We start from the raw sequence: 17852 nt of genomic DNA on the forward strand, positions 1-17852 counted from the left end.
AGAGAAGACGAGAGGCTAGATTGACTCTCAAGCAGTGTATTTATAAGCATTTAGCTTCATAAAACTTAAAGATTGATTTTATGAAAACCCTGCCAGATGATTCATCTAGCAGGGTTTTTTTGCTTGGGTTAAAAAATAATCTCAAAAGAAATAGATTTAAAATTTGCGATTTGCGACAAGTGACAGTTTAAAACATAAACTTCAAAGCAAGGCTTGGAGCCAAAAGTTGGAAGGCAGCATTACGTGTGTTGAGGGTAACATTTCCTTGATTATCGTAGCTAGCATCACGACTGGTAAGAAAATCCATCGAACCTGTTTGCACATAATTGACCCTTAATTCAAGGAATAAATCTCCTTCTTTTTCCAATGGCACCATTATACCTGCACCTATCTGAAAAATGTGCGACCAATCATAAACTTCTGTACCAGCAGCTATGGGTTCCGTCAGCCTGTTTTCTCTAACCTTTGAGCGAGTATAGGTGTGGATAGCCCCTATTTGACCCTCTACGAAAGGCCTGATTCCTATATTCAAATCCGGCATTATCCGCAATAGGCCGGAAAGATGAGCTGCATTGTTGTTTCTCCGTATCCTAAATGTTTGCTCAGTACCGTTAAGCACATTATTGTTCCTGTGCATGGCAGTACCATAGAGCATGTATCCTATTTCTCCTCCCACATAGACAGGAGTATTTGAGAGCTGATGGAAAAATCCCAAGTTGATGGATGGAAACCATTGGTTGCCAACTTCTGACCTGAAGTCAGCTACAGGTAGGCCGGAATTTAACCTTAGCCCAGCCATTGTTTCCTGGGCCTGTGTGGACAAAGAAAACAGATAAAAAACCAGAAGAAAAGATAGCTTTGTTTTCATAATGCCTAGTTTACAAAAGATAGTTATGGTTTTTGAAACGAAATATTAAATCATGGGTTGGTTTTTGATTGGTGGATTTGTTTCGAAGGGTCAAAAAAAGACTATTTAAGATTTTTTTTGGCTATGTTGAATCTCCTAGCGTATACAATTTTAAAATTCTTTAGCAGGTTTTTTCCTTTGGGATAAAAATGGTAAATTCATTGAAACTCAAATGACAGAACTATGAAACTTCAAATTACTGCCTTCTTATTTTTGATCTGCACGCAACTTTTTGCACAGCAAATACCCTCTAAGGATATTCAGATTAAAACGGCGCTTATGGCAGCTCCGGATGAATTAAAGGAGGGAGCTGTGGTGTATGGATACAATGAAAAAGGGGATTTTGAAGTCCTTAGAAAAGGAAGTAATGACCTGATTTGCCTGGCAGATGATCCAAATAGTCCAGGTTTTAATGCTTCTTGTTATCACAAGGGTTTGGATGAGTTTATGGAAAGAGGGCGTCAGTTACGAAAAGAAGGAAAAAATGCCAAGGAGATTTTTGATATTCGAGAAGAAGAAGTTAAGTCTGGAAAACTCAAGATTAAAGATGGAGCCACGCTATTTGTGTTGACCGCTGATGATGAAGATTATGATAGACAAAAAGGGGAGGTCAGTAATTCCTACTTAAGGTATGTTGTCTATATCCCATGGGCTACTGCAGAAAGTACTGGGCTTCCACTCCGTCCATCTGGACCAGCCATGCCATGGATCATGGATCCAGGCACTCACAGAGCGCATATAATGATTAATCCGCCGAGAGATTAGGAAGAGAGTTTCCCACCTGACCGGTCATCCATGCGGAAAAGGGGAAAGCTGAGATTTTTTTTTCTATAGATAACAGCATTGAGTTCAGTTATCAGGGATATCATGACAAGCATTGTGGGAGTTGAAATAAATCATGGATCAAGTGTCCATAAATGCCTAAAGTTCTATCGAAAATATCAGGATAGTCTTTACAACACCCTCCTTTGGTTCCTAAGAAGGTTATAAAAACTGATCCAAGGTTGCTCTGATATTTCCTGAGGGTCTTTCTGCAGAAGGATCTATAATCTTTCCTTCTTTATCCAAAATGATAAATCTTGGTATTGAGGAAACAAAAAAATGTTGGGTAATAGCTGATTTCCAGCCATTCTCAGCAAGCCATTGCAAACCTCCCATTTTTTTAAGATCCACCATTTTTTCCCAGGCTTCTTTGTCTTCATCAATTGATATGGTCAGGAACGAAACCGGTTTGTCTTTGTACTCTTCCTTTAATCTATCCCAATGGGGGTGCTCTGCTATGCAAGGTTTACACCAGGTAGCCCAGATGTCAATATAAACCAATGTTCCTCTTAAATCACTGATGTTGATATGCTTACCTGAAACATCCAAAAATGAAAAATCAGGGACTTCTTTACCGGGCATGACCGGTGCCCATTTGTCCATTGCCTTTTTCATTTCCGCTTCCAGTTTAGGGCTTTGGTTTTCAGCCATAAATTTGTCAATGGATGGTTTTACATGAACTGGGCCTCTGTATCCTAGACTTGATTTGACATGTTTAAAGTGAAAATGATCTTTGACAGATTGATTTTTCAACAAGTCTTCCATGGCCAAATATGTAGCCTTTTCAGAACTGTCAGGATCTGATTTGAGGGTGGGATCCGCATTGAGAATTTCCTTTTTTTTCTTATCTATTATTACTTCTAAGATGCCCGTGTAAGATCTGGATTTCAAATAATCACTTCTCCCTAAATCGACCTTAGAAAGCTTGTTATTTGAAGCTTCTGCCGGAAAATCCACATCTTCTGACTGGATATTGTTGGTATATGCATAGTAGTTCGGATAATACAGATCAAGTAGAAGAGGTTCGTATTCAAAATAAGCTATTTCTACTTTCAGAAATTCAGGATTGAGATCATTATCAGATGTTAATTTTTCGAATCTATTTTTCTGTTCAACAAAGAAAGCATCCTTTTTTTCAAAATAAGCCTCTTTACCCAAGCTCATCAAATCCATCATATTGCTTTCATAATAGAAATTTGACTTGTCAAAAAGATAGGTGTTCTCAACCACATGGTTTCCTTCCAGTTTGAAAGAATTGTTAAAGTCATCAGCATTGCCGCTTACATATACACTGTCCCCAGGAATCAGAAACAAAGAAAAACTCTGTTTACCGGATCTGAAAAAATAGGTTTCCGGATCTTCTGAATTGAATTGTATGGAAAAAACCCCATTTTCGTCCAATGGATAGGAGGAAATATCGTCATTGATAAAGACTTCAATTATCTTTTCTTCAGAGTTTGCCAGTTGTCCTGAAACAGTAATTTCAGACTTGAGAGATTCTTTTTGGTTACAGCCAAAAACCAAAATCAATAAAGCTAAAAACAGGTATGATGAATTATTCATGGGGTCAGGATAAAAGGTAATGATTTGTTTGCCCGAAAAATTTAGGAGAAAAAGGGCTCAAATCATAATTCCTTAATAATCTTTAACACACAATTTATCACCCTTTTTTCTTCCATTTGCCCTGAGTTTTCATTTGGTTCCTATTCCTTTTGGCCTTTGAGTTTTTATTCCCTCTTTTTTTCTCTTTGACAAGTGGGTTTGGCTTCGGTCTTGCCTTCTTTTCATGAAATCCACCTTTGAAATCCGGGTTCTCTTTGCGTTTTTGATTATCTATCTCCCTGGCATAAGCCTGACTTTCTTCAAAAGGTGTTTTTGCAATTACAACTTCTGAAGGGATCTGCACTTCAGGGACCTGCATCCTAATGATTTCTTCAATTCTCTCAAAATGGTAGGTTTCGGCGGGATTGACAAAAGTAATGGCTATACCATCGTTTTCTGCCCTTCCGGTTCTACCTATTCTATGAACATAATCCTCATAAATCAAAGGAACATCAAAATTGATCACGTGGCTGACCATGCTGATATCTAACCCTCTTGAGGCCACGTCAGTAGCCACCAGAATCCTTACTTCTCCCGATTTGAAATTCTCCATGGAGTTTATTCGGGTATTTTGGCCTTTATTGGCATGAATTACCCTTATCTCACCAAGTTTTTTCCTTTCTAAGTAGCTGTAGACGGATTCTGCATTCTTCCTGGATTTAGTAAAAACTATAATCCTATTTAAGGATTCATTTTCTAATAATGACTCTAGGAGGTTGATTTTGGTCTTGATGTTTGGAACAGCGTATTTGACCTGATGGATAGTTTCTGCTGTGGTTGCTTGTGGATCTATTTCTATCCGCTCAGGGAATTCGAGAAATTCCTGTGAAAACTTGTCAACTTTAGCTCCGAATGTCGCTGAAAAGAGAAGGTTTTGCCTCTTGCTGGGGATAATTTCCAAAATTGACCTGATCTGAGGCATAAAACCCATATCAAGCATTTTGTCGGCTTCATCCAGTACCATGGTTTTGATTTCCTTGGTGAAGATTTCTCCTTTTTTATAAAGGTCCAAGAATCTGCCTGGGGTGGAAATAATGATGTCTACACCCTTCTTGATATTTTCTATCTGTGTTTTAGGTCCCAAACCACCATAAAGGCATACATACCTTAGGTCAGTGTGTTTTCCGAAGGAAACAACAGCTTCTTCTATCTGCATAACCAACTCCCTTGTTGGAGCAAGTATGATTGCTCTAGGGTGCATTCCCTGGGCATATTTGGTTTTCATCAATATGGGTAAAACATATGCGGCTGTTTTTCCAGTGCCTGTTTGAGCTATACCCAAAACATCATGCCCAGCCAATGCCAGAGGGATTGCTTTTTCCTGAATCGGGGTAGGTTTGGTGTACCCTGCATCAGTGACAGCCTCCAAAAGTTGTTTGTTTAATTTAAAATTTTCAAAAGTTTGGATAGCTTCAGACATGTTTTGTTAATTTTGAGAAAACCCTTAAAGGAAATCAATGAAACCTCAGTGGGTGTAAAAGGATTGTTTTTGACCTATATCCTTATTTAAAGACCATTCAGTGTATTATAGACCATTCAAAAAAACAATTTTATGAAGAGTATATTGATTACCGGTGCAAATATAGTAAATGAAGGCAAGATAACCCGCTCCGATATTTTGATCAAAGAAGGAATCATTTTTAATGTAGGAAAGAACCTTTCTGAATTTGAGGCAGATATGACTATAGATGCCAAGGGAAAGCATATTTTTCCAGGAGTTATTGATGATCAGGTTCATTTTCGAGAGCCAGGTCTCACTCACAAAGCAGATATTTATACAGAAAGCAAAGCTGCTGTGGCGGGAGGAGTTACTTCTTACATGGAAATGCCTAATACGGACCCTCAGGCAGTTACAATTGAACTTCTTGAAGAAAAGTACAGTTTGGCCGCGGAAAAATCACTTGCCAATTATTCTTTCTTCTTTGGGGCTACAAATGACAATATTGAAGAAATTCTCAAAGTAGATCCGGAAAATGTCTGCGGGATTAAGGTCTTTCAAGGTTCTTCTACCGGTAATATGCTGGTCGATAACCAAGAAAGTCTTGAGAAGATTTTCAGAGAATGTAAATTGTTGATCGCTACCCACAGCGAGAATGACGATATTATAAAAGAAAATCTCGCAAAATATAAAGAGGAATACGGGGATGATATTCCGATGAAATATCATCCAAAGATCAGATCTGAAGAGGCCTGCTTTGATGCTTCCAAAAAAGTAGTGGATATGGCCAGAAAGTATGGGACCAAGCTCCATGTGCTCCATATCAGTACAGCAAAAGAAGTTATGCTCTTTGACAATAGACAGCCTTTGGAAGAAAAAAGGATTACCGCGGAGGCATGCATACATCATCTCTGGTTTTCAGAAGAAGATTATGAGGAGAAAGGGACACTCATCAAATGGAATCCAGCTGTCAAAACAGCGCAGGATCGTGAAGGTATCATGGAAGGGGTACTCAATGGCAATATAGATGTGATCGCTACAGACCACGCTCCTCATACTTTGAAAGAAAAGGATAATCCCTACACTTCTGCTCCTTCTGGAGGACCGCTGATTCAGCATAGTTTGGTTGCTATGCTGGACCTTTACCATCAAGGTAAAATAAGGTTGGATCAAGTAGCTGAGAAAATGTGTCATAATCCTTCTATCCTTTTTGAGGTAGAAAAAAGAGGGTACATCAGGCCTGGCTATCATGCAGATTTAGCAATTGTTGACCTCAATGATCCATGGACCGTAAGCAAGGAGAACATCCTGGCTAAATGTGGCTGGTCCCCGTTTGAAGGTCACGAATTTAAATCTAAAGTAACCCATACTATTATTTCCGGTCATTTGGTGTACGATAACGGCACGTTTAATGAAGAGAAAAAAGGAGAACGATTAAAATTTTCCAGAAAAATAGAGTAAGTATATTTGTGTAGTAAAAATCGGAATATTACATTTGCACTCCATTCAGATAAAGATCTGATAATGGATCAAAAATGGTGATTGTAGCTCAGCTGGTTAGAGCGCTGGTTTGTGGATCCAGAGGTCGCCGGTTCGAACCCGGTCTTTCACCCACAGCCCCTCCTTCAAGAGGGGCTTTTTACTTTATTTCATTTTTGATGAACTCAAATGGCATAAATTTTGTCTAATTCAAAAAAAATATAAGGGGTATGTTCACATTATTTAAGCCTTCGCCAAGGTTTCCTCAAATCAAAAGAATAGATATTAAAGCAGTTCATTTATATTTGACAAAGTTCGAAGAGTCCATTAAGAACTTTGAGGAAATGCAAAAAGAAAGAATAGCATCGCATTAAGTGCGAAAAACCAAAGGTTATAGAAATATAACCTTTATTTTTAGCTAGTATAATTTTTCTTTCAAGCTCAAAAGGGTATTTTTATGGAAATCATAAAATAACTTTTACCTGCATGAGTTATATACATTTTGACAAAACCCAACTTATCAACCTTAATTATTCTCTTGATAGAGAAATTATTCGAACCAATCGTGGAGGTTGTTATACCAGCACGACAATTATTGGCTGCAATACCCGGAAGTATCATGGTCTTTTGGTAGCCCCGCAACCGCAAATCAATGAACAACTGCATGTAATGTTGAGCACTGTTCATGAAACTGTAATCCAGCGTGGAGCAAGTTTTAATTTGGGGATTAGCAAATATCCAGGCAATTACTCTCCACGGGGTCATAAATACCTGGAGGATTTTAATTCTGAACCCATACCCAAACTTACTTACAGGGTTGGAGGTGTACTTCTTCAAAAGGAATTAATTTTGGATACGAATAGGGATAGGCTAATGATTAGGTATACCTTGTTGGACGCACATTCTCCGACCAAAATACGCATCAATCCTTTTTTGGCTTTTAGAGGTTATCATGATCTGGCAAAGGCTAACGATCGGGTTAATAATGATTTTAAAAAAGTACCAAATGGTGCTAAATTCCAGCTTTACCCGGAATATAATCCTCTTTACCTTCAGCTTTCAAAAAAAAATAAATTTGTTTCCAAGCCAGAGTGGTACCATAATATTGAATACATTATGGAGAGGGAAAGAGGTTATGATTATCAGGAAGACCTTTTGGTGCCGGGATATTTTGAATTTGATATTGAAAAGGGCGAGTCTGTTATTTTTTCCGCAGGACTTGTTGAAGCAGACCCAAGCACGAGGCAAAAAGCTTTTGAGAAAGAAATCGGCAGAAGGGTTCCTAGAAATAATTTTGAGAACTGTCTGAAGAATTCGGCCGGGCAGTTCATCCAAAGAAGAGACGGAAAAACTCACGTAATTGCCGGCTATCCGTGGTTTGGCTGGTGGGGAAGAGATACCTTCGTAGCTACGCCGGGTTTGACGCTTACACAGGGGGATAAGGACACTTTTCTTGAAATCATGGATACCATGGTGGCAGACTTGCATGGTCCACTTTTCCCAAATGTGGGCAGTGGGGTGATGAGAAATCTGGCTTCTATGGATGCACCATTATGGTTTTTCTGGTCTTTACAGCAGTATATAGAATTTACAGGTGATACCAAAACCGTCAAGAAAAAGTACCTCGAAAAAATGAAAGGTATTATTGAGGGTTTTCAAAAGGGGACTGATTACAATATCCACATGCTGGATAATGGGCTCATCTATGGAGGCGAAGAAGGCTTGGCCCTGACTTGGATGGATGCGATTAACTCTGACGGGCCGGTCACGCCAAGGATAGGCTGTCCTGTAGAAATCAATGCGCTCTGGTACAATGCGCTATGTTTTTATGGAGAGTTGGCGGGAAGTGAAGAAACGAAGCAGCTTGCCGAAAAAGTGAAATCCTCATTCGTAGAGCATTTTTGGGATGAAGAGAGAGGGTACCTTGCTGATTATGTGGATGGTTTTTATAAGGATTGGTCCATCCGGCCAAATATGCTGTTTGCAACATCTTTGCCCTATTCGCCCTTGGAAGAAAGCCAAATGGAATCTATATTGGAAATAGTGAAGTCAAAGTTAGTGACCAACAGAGGACTGAGGTCTCTGTCTCCGGATGATCCAGGGTATAAAGGATACTATCAAGGTAACCAATATTTTAGAGATATTGCATACCATAATGGTACAGTTTGGACATGGTTACTCGGGCATTTTGTGGAAGGATATTTAAAACTCCATGGTAAATCAGGGAAGCATTTTGTAAACAAAATCATTCAGGGATTTGACGGGGTGATGACCCAGTATGGTGTGGGGACTGTGGCAGAGATTTATGATGGAGATGCACCTCATAGGCCTAAAGGAGCTATCTCTCAAGCTTGGAGTATTGGGGAATTGTTGAGAATGATGTATTTAGTAAATAAAGTTTAAATAGATTTTTATGAAGGTTTTAATGTTTGGGTGGGAGTTTCCTCCCCACATTTCTGGAGGCTTGGGTACTGCCTGTTATGGATTGATCAAGGGATTAAACCACCATAATCAGGAGGTCATTTTTGTGGTTCCCAAATTGTATGGGGATGAAGAGCCTATGGCAGATTTTGTCAACGCCAGTGATGTGGAAGTGGATTATAGAGAAAGGAACTTTATAGATACCTGGCAGAACCTCACCTACCTAGAAATCAATAGTTACCTGGTTCCTTATTTGGGTCCTGAGGAATTTGAAAAGTATACTGATTATACCATGCATCACAGGCTAGACCTGGAAGATTCCGTTTTTTCCAACAAGTATGCATTTTCCGGAAAGTATGGGAAGAACCTTATGGAAGAGGTAGCAAGGTACGCTTTGGTTGCCACACAAGTAGCCAAAATGAAAGACCATGACGTGATCCATGCCCATGATTGGTTGGCTTATCCGGCAGGCATAGCAGCAAAAGAAATAAGTGGAAAGCCGCTGGTGGCACATATCCACGCCACTCAATATGATAGGGCAGGGAAAGGTGGTGATCAGGGACCTGTTTATGAAATGGAAAAGGCGGGTCTCCTAGCAGCAGACCATGTGGTGGCTGTAAGTCATCTCACCAGAAAAATTGTGATTGAAAAATACGGTGTACATCCTGATAAGGTAAGTGTACTGCATAATGCTGTGCTCGATGCGAGTATTATAGAATCAAAAATCAAGAAAAAAGTACCAGAAAAAATAGTCACTTTCTTAGGAAGGATTACTTACCAAAAGGGACCTGAATATTTTGTGGAGGCTGCCAAAAAAGTGTTGGATAGAGATCCCAATGTAAGGTTTGTCATGGCAGGTAACGGGGATTTACTCAACAGGATGATCGAACGTGTGGCTGAGCTGGGAATGGGAACAAAGTTCCATTTTACAGGGTTTTTAAAAGGACAGGATGTGGATGATATGTATGCCATGTCAGATGTATACGTCATGCCCTCTGTTTCTGAACCTTTCGGAATTGCGCCTCTTGAGGCAGTTCGGCACAATACACCAGTAATCATTTCCAAACAATCTGGAGTTGGTGAAGTGTTGCGCAATGCCATCAAAATTGACTTTTGGGATGTAGACGCCATGGCTGACGCCGTTTTTGCCCTTTTGCATTACGAGAGTATTTCCAGGATGTTCAAAGAACTGGGTAGTCAAGAACTGAAAGAATTAAAATGGGAGCATGTCGCTGCCAAACTAGTAACTGTTTACGAAAAATTACACCAAAAACAACCATGAGAACCATCTGCTTTTACTTTCAAGTACATCAACCTTTTAGGATAAAGCCATATCGTTTTTTTGACATGGGCGAAGATCATTACTATTGGGATGATTACCTCAACAAATCCGTTATCAGGAAAGTAGCACAAAAATGCTACCTGCCTATGAATGAACTTCTTCTTGAACTTATCAAGCAGCATCAGGGGAAATTTAAGGTGGCTTTTTCTATTTCCGGAGTTTGTCTGGACCAATTTGAGGCCTATGCACCAGATGTACTGGAAAGTTTTCAAAGGCTGGTTGCGACGGGACATGTTGAACTGCTCAACGAAACGGATGCGCATGCGCTCTGTTCTCTGAGAAGTAAATCAGAGTTCAAGAGGATGGTGGAAAACCATAAAGCCAAAATCAAGAGACTTTTCAATGGCTATGAACCGAAAGTTTTCAGAAATACAGAGTTGGTATATTCTGATAAAATAGGTGAAATGGTAGCAGAAATGGGTTATACGGGAATGTTGACAGAAGGTGCGAAACATATACTGGGTTGGAAGTCTCCAAACTTTGTGTATCAAAATGCCATCAACCCGGATTTTAAAATACTATTGAAAAATTTTCAGCTCAGTGATGACATAGCCTTTAGGTTTAGCGATAAATCCTGGTCTGAGCATCCACTGACTATTGAAAAATTTACAGCTTGGATCAATAATGTCCCCAAAGACCATCAGGTAGTCAATCTCTTTATGGATTATGAAACCTTCGGGGAACATCAATGGGCTGAAACAGGTATTTTTCAGTTTATGAAAGTCTTACCGAGTGCTATTCTGAACCATACCGGATTTACTTTCTCTACTCCTTCGGAAGTTTTGGGAAATTCCAAGCCTATTTCTCCAATTCAGGTTCCTACGCCTATTTCCTGGGCAGATGAAGAAAGGGATTTGACAGCTTGGTTGGGGAACGACCTTCAAAATGAAGCCTTTACCAAACTTTATGATCTTGAATCAAGGGTAAACAAAATTGATGATGCTGAGATTCAGAGGGACTGGAATTACCTGCAAACATCTGATCATTTCTATTATATGAGTACAAAATTCTTCTCTGATGGAGCTGTGCATGCTTATTTCAGTCCCTATGAGACTCCTTATGATGCATTTATCAATTACATGAACGTCTTGAGTGATTTCATTATCCGGGTTACCAGAAAGGAAAAAGAAATGCAGGAAGTAGGTTGATATTCATCAACCTAATTCTTGTATTTCGAATGGAATCTTTTCCTACGTGAAACTTTCCGGATATACATAATATTTAAACATGAATGAGGGGCTTGTATAATCTACAAGCCTCTTTTTGTCTCAATAAAAATACACTGTCTATGAAATACGTATCACTGATTTACCTAATGTTGTTTTGTTTGTTTATTTCCTGTACAAACAGTCCATCTGAAACTAATGAGAAAAGCGAAAGTGAAAAAGAAGAATTTATCGTCCGCTACGACAGACCCGATGCCAGTATATTGAGGGGCGTTTATATTCCAAAAGGGAAAGAATATTTTTATACATCAGGATTGGTGGCTCCGGTAAAGGATGAAAATGCAGTTCCCGGAACTTATGGTAGGTATGGCAATACCTATGAGCAGAGTATTGGGATTTTGGAAAGGATAAAAGAAACCATTGGCGAGGCAGGATTTGGGATGGAAGATGTCTATTTCCTCAGGGTTTACCTTGCCCCTGATAAGGATGGTAATATCGATTGGGATGCTTGGTTCAAAGCTTATGGGGAGTATTTCAACAATGATGAAAACCCCAATAAAGTAGCCCGATCTACTATTGCGGTATATGCTTTAGCCAACCCCGAACTATTGATTGAAATAGAGGCGGTGGCCGCCAAATAATTTATTGATGATGAAAAGGTTTTTTTTCTTTCCACTGATCCTGTTGATATTGGGTTCATGTTCCTGTGATCCTGAAAAAATGATGAAGGGTATGGTTTGGGGATTGAACAAAATGGCAGGTGAAGGGTATTTTCCCTCTGAGGAAATTCTGGAATTCGGAGAATTCGAAAGGGTGGAAGTGAATATGAACCGGACCAATGTTGATGGAAAGAATTACAGTTATGTACAACTCAGATTTTTCAATGGTAAGAATCCAAACCTACAATACAACCAAGAAAATATTGCTTTGCGCTGTGCAGAACTGTATGCTCAAGAGTACAGTAAAATCAAAAATTACAAAGAAATACAAATCGTGTTCATTCAGTCAGACCCTATCAACCCGGACAATTTTGCCATGAATGAGTATAGCTTTAATGTACAAGATCTGTTGAAAACCGAAAATCCAACACTATGAATTTTGACCAAAGTTTTAAGCATCCATCCGTGAATACCGGAGATTGGTTGATCACTATATTGATAACCAATATACCTATTGTGGGATTTATTATGTTGATCGTATGGGCTTTTGACAAGGAAGGCAACCCGAGTAAGGCCAATTGGGCAAAAGCAAAATTGATATGGTATTTGATTGGTTTTGGCTTAGTAATTCTGGTTTTGATGATGGTAGGTTTTGGAGCAATTACCGGTGTTTTTGAAAATTTTGCTCTTTAGGAATTGGTTGAAGGAAAGTAAAATTCCCGATAAAGACATTAACCACTAAGAGGATAAAACTCCAAATGAAAACAATGAAATCGGTTGTTTGCACGAAATACGGGACACCTGATGTTTTGCAAATACAAGAAATTAAAAAACCTATTCCAAAAGACAATGAAATTCTTGTCCGAATCATTTCTACAGCAGTAAATTCTGGAGACACTAGGGTTAGAGGACTTGCAGTTGAAGGCTTTATGAAAATCATAATGCAATTAGTATTGGGATTTTCAAAACCAAGAAAACCGATATTAGGAACAGTTTATGCTGGCATTGTAGAAGAGGTGGGTGCCAAAGTTTTAAAGTTTAAGAAGGGAGATAGCGTATTTGGAATGACAGGCTTTAATTTTGGCACATATGCTGAGTATATCGCTATTAAAGAAAAGGGCAATATTTCATTGATGCCGGTAAATGCAACTTATGACGAAGCTGTTTCACTGATTTTTGGTGGACAAACTGCAATCTATTTCATTGAAAAGGCAAAGTTATCAAAAAAGAAATCACAAAAGGTGTTAGTTATTGGTGCAACAGGTTCTGTGGGAGCTGCTGCCCTTCAAATTGCTCAATACTACAGCGCAGATGTAACAGTTGTTTGTAGTTCAGATGGGAAGGATTTTGTAGAAAATTTAGGCATTTCAAAAATTATCCTGTATGATAAAGAGGATTTTACCAAACATAACAATCAATATGATTTTATCTTTGATGCTGTTGGTAAAACAACGAAAAAACAATGTCAGCACCTCTTGAAAACGGAAGGGGTTTATAAAACAGTTGGAGGTTTAGAATATGCTAGTGAATCTCACCAACAATTAGAATTTCTTAAAATGTTATTTGAAAACGGGAAATTAAAAGCCACTATTGACAGAATCTATTCATTTGAGAGCGTAGTTGAAGCTCATGAGTATGTTGATACAGGGAGAAAAAAAGGTAACGTAATTTTAAAAGTGAGTGAATGATAAGAACAGCTTTACTAATAGCCACCGTTTCAAAACAGCAAACCCATAAAAGTTAATGCAGATTAAAGCCATTTGTACTGATATAGACGGTACATTACTCAATGGGGACAGGGTCTTGTCTCAAAGATTACTTCAGGCAATTGCCAAATTATCCAAGGAATTCCCTATCATTCTTGCCTCTTCCAGGATGCCAGATGCCATGAGACATCTGCAACAAGATATGGGGCGTATAGGGGAACCTTTGATTTGCTACAATGGCGGTTTCGTTATTCACGATGAGCAAAAACAAATCCTTGACGATGTTTCTATTCCCTTGGATTATTGTGAGGCCTTGGTGAAAATAGCAAAAGGGACTCAAGTTCATGTGAGCTTATATCAAGGGGAAGACTGGTTTGAACCCTTATATGATTCTTGGGCAGAGCGTGAGGCAAAAAACACCAGAGTAAAGCCTACAATTCAGCCTTCAGATCAAGTCCTTTCTATGTGGAAATCTGGGGAAAAAGGAGCGCACAAAGTCATGTGTATGGGTCCTCCCGAGGAAATTGAATTTTTCTTTCGTAATGCTGAGCAACAAATGGGGACGGACTTGCATCTCTACAGGTCAAAGGATACCTACATTGAAATTGCACCTAAATCTATTTCCAAAGCTTCGGCATTAGCCCTGTTGTTAGAAAAAAAGTATGGTTTTGGAATGGAATCGGTGATGGCTTTTGGAGACAATTATAATGACATAGAAATGCTTGAAGCCGTGGGCATGGGTGTAGCTGTAGGTAATGCCAGAGAAGAAGTCAAAGCTATTGCGGACCGCCTCACCTTGAGCAATAAAGAAGATGGAGTGGCAGTGATGATTGAAGAGATTCTGTTAGGGTAGATTTTAATTTCAAACCACAACTGTCATCAGTGTTGAAAGTTGTAACAGCCTGCTATGGTGAATTTTAAAATTGTAATTTATCGAATAGTAACATTACTTGTTATTTATTTCGGATTTGCATTAGATGGAATCTGTCAAATAAAACCATTATCAACAAACTTCGAAAAGGCGAATCATAGTAGTTATTATAAACGGACTAACCCTCAAGATACTGTACTTATTATTTTTAATACTGAGCATAGGGACGTTGAAAAAAGTCTTAGGAATTGGACATTTAATGATGAATTACTCAATGATGAAATTTTCAAAAAGAAATATCCTTTATTAAAAGATCCATGTATAGAATTAAAATTTATCCATCACCCAGGCCCTCCAATGTATAATGACATTTATTGTATAGATAAGGATAGGCTTCGTTTAGATACGATTGTTGTTTTAGAGGAAATAGAAATACCATTTATCTATTGGTTTGAAAACGATTCAAATCTATTTGAAAAAACATTAATTTTAGTGGATAGTACTGATTGGTCAAGTAAAAATAAGAAAATTAAAGGCATAGGTGTACAGATTTATACAACAGGTTCTTGTAGAGATTTGATAGAGAAAAATTAAGTGATAAGTATATACAAGGAGCATCCCCAGAATTCCTTTTGGAGGATGCTTATTTCACAACAACCCCTCCCCACTTTCAGCTTCATCCACTGCCTTATGAAGGAAATCGTGGAAGGGTTTCATCATACGGAAAGATTCAAGAGTTTTGGTTTTGAAATCACCGGATAGGATGTCTTTGTCGGACAGGGGAGTGGAGACGATAAAACTCTTGTATCGCAACAAATCGATGTAAGGATGCTCAGCATCGTAATCCCTCGGGCTGGTTTTGAGTTTTTCGCCTTCTAAATTCGAAAAGTGCTTTTTGAAAGTTTTTTCGTTCAGGATATTCATTAACTCCTGGCCAGAATAATCAATTTCTTGCCGTATTTTTTTTAATATCTCAGCTGGTGGCATCCATATCCCTCCTGCAATAAAACTACCCCCCGGCTGAATATGTAGATAATAACCTGGATCGTTGGATTTTTTTCCTCCAACAGAGAAGTAAGCCGCCAAGTTGGTTTTGTACGGGTCCTTGTTGGCTGAAAAGCGCACATCTCTGTTTTGTCGGAATACACAGTCTTTAGGTTTGAAAGCACTCAAGTCAGGCTCCCATTTGCTGATTTCAGCCAAAAGTCCAGCCACATCTTCCAAAAAAGAAGCCCTGACTTCTTGGTACCAATCACGGTTGGCATCCATCCAGTCTTTGTGGTTGTTTTTGGATAGCTCGGTTAAAAATTGAAGGTAGTTTGCGTTCATGCTTTAATAAATGTTCTAGACCTTAGATTGTTTAATAATTATAAGATTTCAATTCTTCAGTATAAAATTCATTTGAAGGTATTAATAAAATGGCATTTGATTGGAAGGCTAGATTTCCTTTAACCTTAAAATCTGACGTTTGCACCCAGTGAGGTCAATAGGAACCTTTAAATAATCGGTTTTTTTATGGAATTCTTATTTGTCACCATAATGCCCATATGCGCCTAGAACAGTTACAATGATTTTTTCTCCATCTATTAAATATACAAGCCTATGCTTTCTATCTATCCTTCTCGACCAAGTGTTTTGCTGAAAATATTTGAGTCTTTCAGGTTTTCCAGTACCTGTTTCAGGATGTTCTTTGAGTTCTTGGATGAGAGAGAAAAGTTATTTCAATAATGTCTTATTACCAGTCTTCTTTAGCTTCTCAATATCTTCCAATGCATCAATTGTAAATTCAATTTCAAATGTCATATCCCAAGGAGATCTTTCAATTGATCGTCTGACAATTTCACGGTTTTTCCTTCAGAATAAGATCGAATGCTTTTTGCCAATCGTTCTTGAACTATTGGGTCATCAAAGAACCGGTCATTTTTCACTTCATTTGAAATTTCGTAAACCTTTCCTTTTCCTCGCTTTATTATTACTCTCTCATTTTGATCGATCAGGTCTAAGTATTTTTTAAGATTTTGGCGAAATTCCCTGGTGCTAATTACTATCATGATAATTGATTTTGTGTACACATTATGGTACTTTAAACTACATGAAAAAGTTCAGGGTTCAAATAAAATCCACCAAACCTTCCAACTTCATGCCTCTACTTCCTTTGATCAGGATCAAGTGGTCTTCGAATCGAGAGTCCTGAAGCCAGTTGCGAAAAGAAAAAGGATCAGGGAAATACAACGCCCTCATTGGAGCCTTGGCCAAGGCTGCTTGCACGTGTTTTCCTGTAAAACAGATTTTGTCAAATTCAAATTTGGAGACGATTTCCCCCAGTTTTGCATGTTCTTCTTCGGTACTGTCTCCCAATTCATACATGTCTCCCAAAATGACCATTTTATGTTTTTTGCCTGTCATTTTCCCAAAAGTATCAATAGCGACTTCCATGCTGGAGGGATTGGCATTATAAGCATCCAAGATGATGAGGTTGCTTCGTTTTTCTACCAATTGGGAACGCATATTGGATGGGTTGTAAGCTTTGACTGCTTCTACGGCTCCTTCCATAGGCACATCGAAAAATTTGCCTATGGTAATGGCATTCGCAATATTTCCGAAGTTGTAAGCACCTATCATATGGGATGTATGGATAGCAGAATCGCCTTCCACCCTGAATTGTACAAATGGATTGGCATCTTCAAAAATCACTTCGCAAAAATCTCCCTTGGCCGGATACATCACAGGATTTTCAAATCGCTTGGCCATATTGGAAAGTATGGGGTCTTGGGAATTGATAAAGACAGTTCCTTTATTTTCCCTGAGATGCTGAAAGAGTTCTGTTTTTGTTTTCAGTACACCCTCAGGGCCTCCCATGCCTTCGAGATGGGCTTTTCCGATATTGGTGATAAATCCATGAGTTGGATCTGCAATATCACAAAGCTCTTTGATGTCTCCCTGTTTGTTGGCCCCCATTTCAATGATGGCTATTTCCGTATTATCCGGTATAGCTAATAGGGTCAAAGGAACACCGATATGGTTGTTGAGGTTACCGATAGTAGCCGAAGTTTTGTATTTGGTTTTCAGGACAGCATGAAGCAATTCTTTGGAAGTGGTTTTGCCATTACTTCCTGTAAGCCCAATGATGGGGATGGAGAGTTGTTTTCTTCGGTAATTGGCCAGTTGCTGTAAGGCAGTCAAGGCATCATCCACCAAAAAATAGCGCTCGTCTCCTGAAACAGCGAACGCTTCCTCATCGATGACGACAAGACTTGCGCCCGCTTCCAAGGCTTTCGGGGCAAATTCATTGGCGTTGAAATTAGGGCCTTTCAATGCGAAAAACACATTCCCATCTTTGATATTTCTGGTATCTGTACTGACTCCTGTGGAGGATCTGTAAAGCTTGTAAAGTCTCTCTATTTCCATGGTCTGAATTAATTCTTTAAAATTAGCGGTT

At 38.9% G+C, this 17852-nt stretch carries 18 protein-coding genes and 1 tRNA gene; 12 read left to right on the forward strand and 7 right to left on the reverse strand.

Annotated features, from left to right (window positions below):
• Positions 1 to 187 precede the first annotated feature (187 nt).
• On the reverse strand, positions 188 to 868 hold the full coding sequence (locus tag EA341_RS09790) for a hypothetical protein (protein ID WP_293013535.1): 681 nt from the start codon (positions 866 to 868) through the stop codon (positions 188 to 190).
• 222 nt (positions 869 to 1090) lie between these two features.
• Here EA341_RS09790 and EA341_RS09795 point away from each other — a divergent pair, with 222 nt between their 5' ends.
• Positions 1091 to 1672, forward strand: a complete 582-nt coding sequence (locus EA341_RS09795) for a hypothetical protein (RefSeq protein ID WP_293013536.1) — start codon at positions 1091 to 1093, stop codon at positions 1670 to 1672.
• A 219-nt stretch (positions 1673 to 1891) separates the two neighbouring features.
• Here EA341_RS09795 and EA341_RS09800 read toward each other — a convergent pair whose 3' ends face one another.
• Together EA341_RS09800 and EA341_RS09805 are read right to left on the reverse strand one after the other, a co-directional pair.
• Positions 1892 to 3292 (reverse strand): TlpA disulfide reductase family protein, encoded by a 1401-nt coding sequence (locus tag EA341_RS09800; RefSeq protein ID WP_293013538.1) that lies wholly within the window; start codon positions 3290 to 3292, stop codon positions 1892 to 1894.
• A 97-nt stretch (positions 3293 to 3389) separates the two neighbouring features.
• Positions 3390 to 4751: a DEAD/DEAH box helicase gene (locus tag EA341_RS09805; protein WP_293013540.1), complete on the reverse strand. Its 1362-nt coding sequence runs from the start codon at positions 4749 to 4751 to the stop codon at positions 3390 to 3392.
• 132 nt (positions 4752 to 4883) lie between these two features.
• Here EA341_RS09805 and EA341_RS09810 point away from each other — a divergent pair, with 132 nt between their 5' ends.
• The 11 genes from EA341_RS09810 (at position 4884) to EA341_RS09860 (ending at position 15007) form a co-directional block, all read left to right on the forward strand.
• Positions 4884 to 6230: a dihydroorotase gene (locus EA341_RS09810; protein ID WP_293013542.1), complete on the forward strand. Its 1347-nt coding sequence runs from the start codon at positions 4884 to 4886 to the stop codon at positions 6228 to 6230.
• Between the two features lie 76 nt (positions 6231 to 6306).
• Positions 6307 to 6382 (forward strand) — tRNA-His (locus EA341_RS09815).
• 352 nt (positions 6383 to 6734) lie between these two features.
• Positions 6735 to 8651, forward strand: coding sequence for an amylo-alpha-1,6-glucosidase (locus tag EA341_RS09820; RefSeq protein WP_293013544.1), 1917 nt, complete (start codon positions 6735 to 6737; stop codon positions 8649 to 8651).
• 10 nt (positions 8652 to 8661) lie between these two features.
• Positions 8662 to 9951, forward strand: coding sequence for a glycosyltransferase (locus tag EA341_RS09825; RefSeq protein ID WP_293013546.1), 1290 nt, complete (start codon positions 8662 to 8664; stop codon positions 9949 to 9951).
• Complete coding sequence (locus tag EA341_RS09830) at positions 9948 to 11159, forward strand: glycoside hydrolase family 57 protein (protein ID WP_293013549.1); 1212 nt, start codon at positions 9948 to 9950, stop codon at positions 11157 to 11159. Before EA341_RS09825 ends, EA341_RS09830 begins: the two co-directional genes overlap by 4 nt.
• Before the next feature lie 140 nt (positions 11160 to 11299).
• On the forward strand, positions 11300 to 11818 hold the full coding sequence (locus EA341_RS09835; RefSeq protein WP_293013552.1) for a RidA family protein: 519 nt from the start codon (positions 11300 to 11302) through the stop codon (positions 11816 to 11818).
• 7 nt (positions 11819 to 11825) lie between these two features.
• Entirely contained in the window at positions 11826 to 12272 is a 447-nt protein-coding gene (locus tag EA341_RS09840; protein WP_293013554.1) for a hypothetical protein, read from the forward strand.
• The gene (locus tag EA341_RS09845; RefSeq protein ID WP_293013557.1) at positions 12269 to 12529 is read left to right on the forward strand and encodes a hypothetical protein; all 261 of its coding nucleotides are present in this window, start codon (positions 12269 to 12271) and stop codon (positions 12527 to 12529) included. The genes EA341_RS09840 and EA341_RS09845 overlap by 4 nt, the downstream gene beginning before the upstream one ends.
• A 65-nt stretch (positions 12530 to 12594) precedes the next feature.
• Complete coding sequence (locus EA341_RS09850; RefSeq protein WP_293013559.1) at positions 12595 to 13524, forward strand: NAD(P)-dependent alcohol dehydrogenase; 930 nt, start codon at positions 12595 to 12597, stop codon at positions 13522 to 13524.
• A gap of 55 nt (positions 13525 to 13579) precedes the next feature.
• On the forward strand, positions 13580 to 14395 hold the full coding sequence (locus EA341_RS09855) for a Cof-type HAD-IIB family hydrolase (protein WP_293013561.1): 816 nt from the start codon (positions 13580 to 13582) through the stop codon (positions 14393 to 14395).
• 54 nt (positions 14396 to 14449) lie between these two features.
• Positions 14450 to 15007, forward strand: a complete 558-nt coding sequence (locus EA341_RS09860; RefSeq protein ID WP_293013563.1) for a hypothetical protein — start codon at positions 14450 to 14452, stop codon at positions 15005 to 15007.
• 54 nt (positions 15008 to 15061) lie between these two features.
• Here the strand turns inward: EA341_RS09860 and EA341_RS09865 are convergent, their stop codons facing one another.
• The 4 genes from EA341_RS09865 to murF form a co-directional block, all read right to left on the reverse strand.
• Positions 15062 to 15742 carry a DUF2461 domain-containing protein gene (locus tag EA341_RS09865; protein WP_293013565.1) on the reverse strand — a complete coding sequence of 227 codons (681 nt, stop codon included), beginning with the start codon at positions 15740 to 15742 and terminating at the stop codon, positions 15062 to 15064.
• 195 nt (positions 15743 to 15937) lie between these two features.
• Complete coding sequence (locus EA341_RS09870) at positions 15938 to 16117, reverse strand: Txe/YoeB family addiction module toxin (protein ID WP_293013617.1); 180 nt, start codon at positions 16115 to 16117, stop codon at positions 15938 to 15940.
• Positions 16118 to 16212: 95 nt separating this feature from the next.
• On the reverse strand, positions 16213 to 16464 hold the full coding sequence (locus tag EA341_RS09875) for a type II toxin-antitoxin system Phd/YefM family antitoxin (RefSeq protein ID WP_293013567.1): 252 nt from the start codon (positions 16462 to 16464) through the stop codon (positions 16213 to 16215).
• Between the two features lie 58 nt (positions 16465 to 16522).
• The gene (murF, locus tag EA341_RS09880) at positions 16523 to 17821 is read right to left on the reverse strand and encodes a UDP-N-acetylmuramoyl-tripeptide--D-alanyl-D-alanine ligase (RefSeq protein ID WP_293013569.1); all 1299 of its coding nucleotides are present in this window, start codon (positions 17819 to 17821) and stop codon (positions 16523 to 16525) included.
• Positions 17822 to 17852: the final 31 nt, after the last annotated feature.

Source organism: Mongoliibacter sp. (assembly GCF_007692705.1).
Classification (GTDB): Bacteria; Bacteroidota; Bacteroidia; order Cytophagales; family Cyclobacteriaceae; genus Mongoliibacter.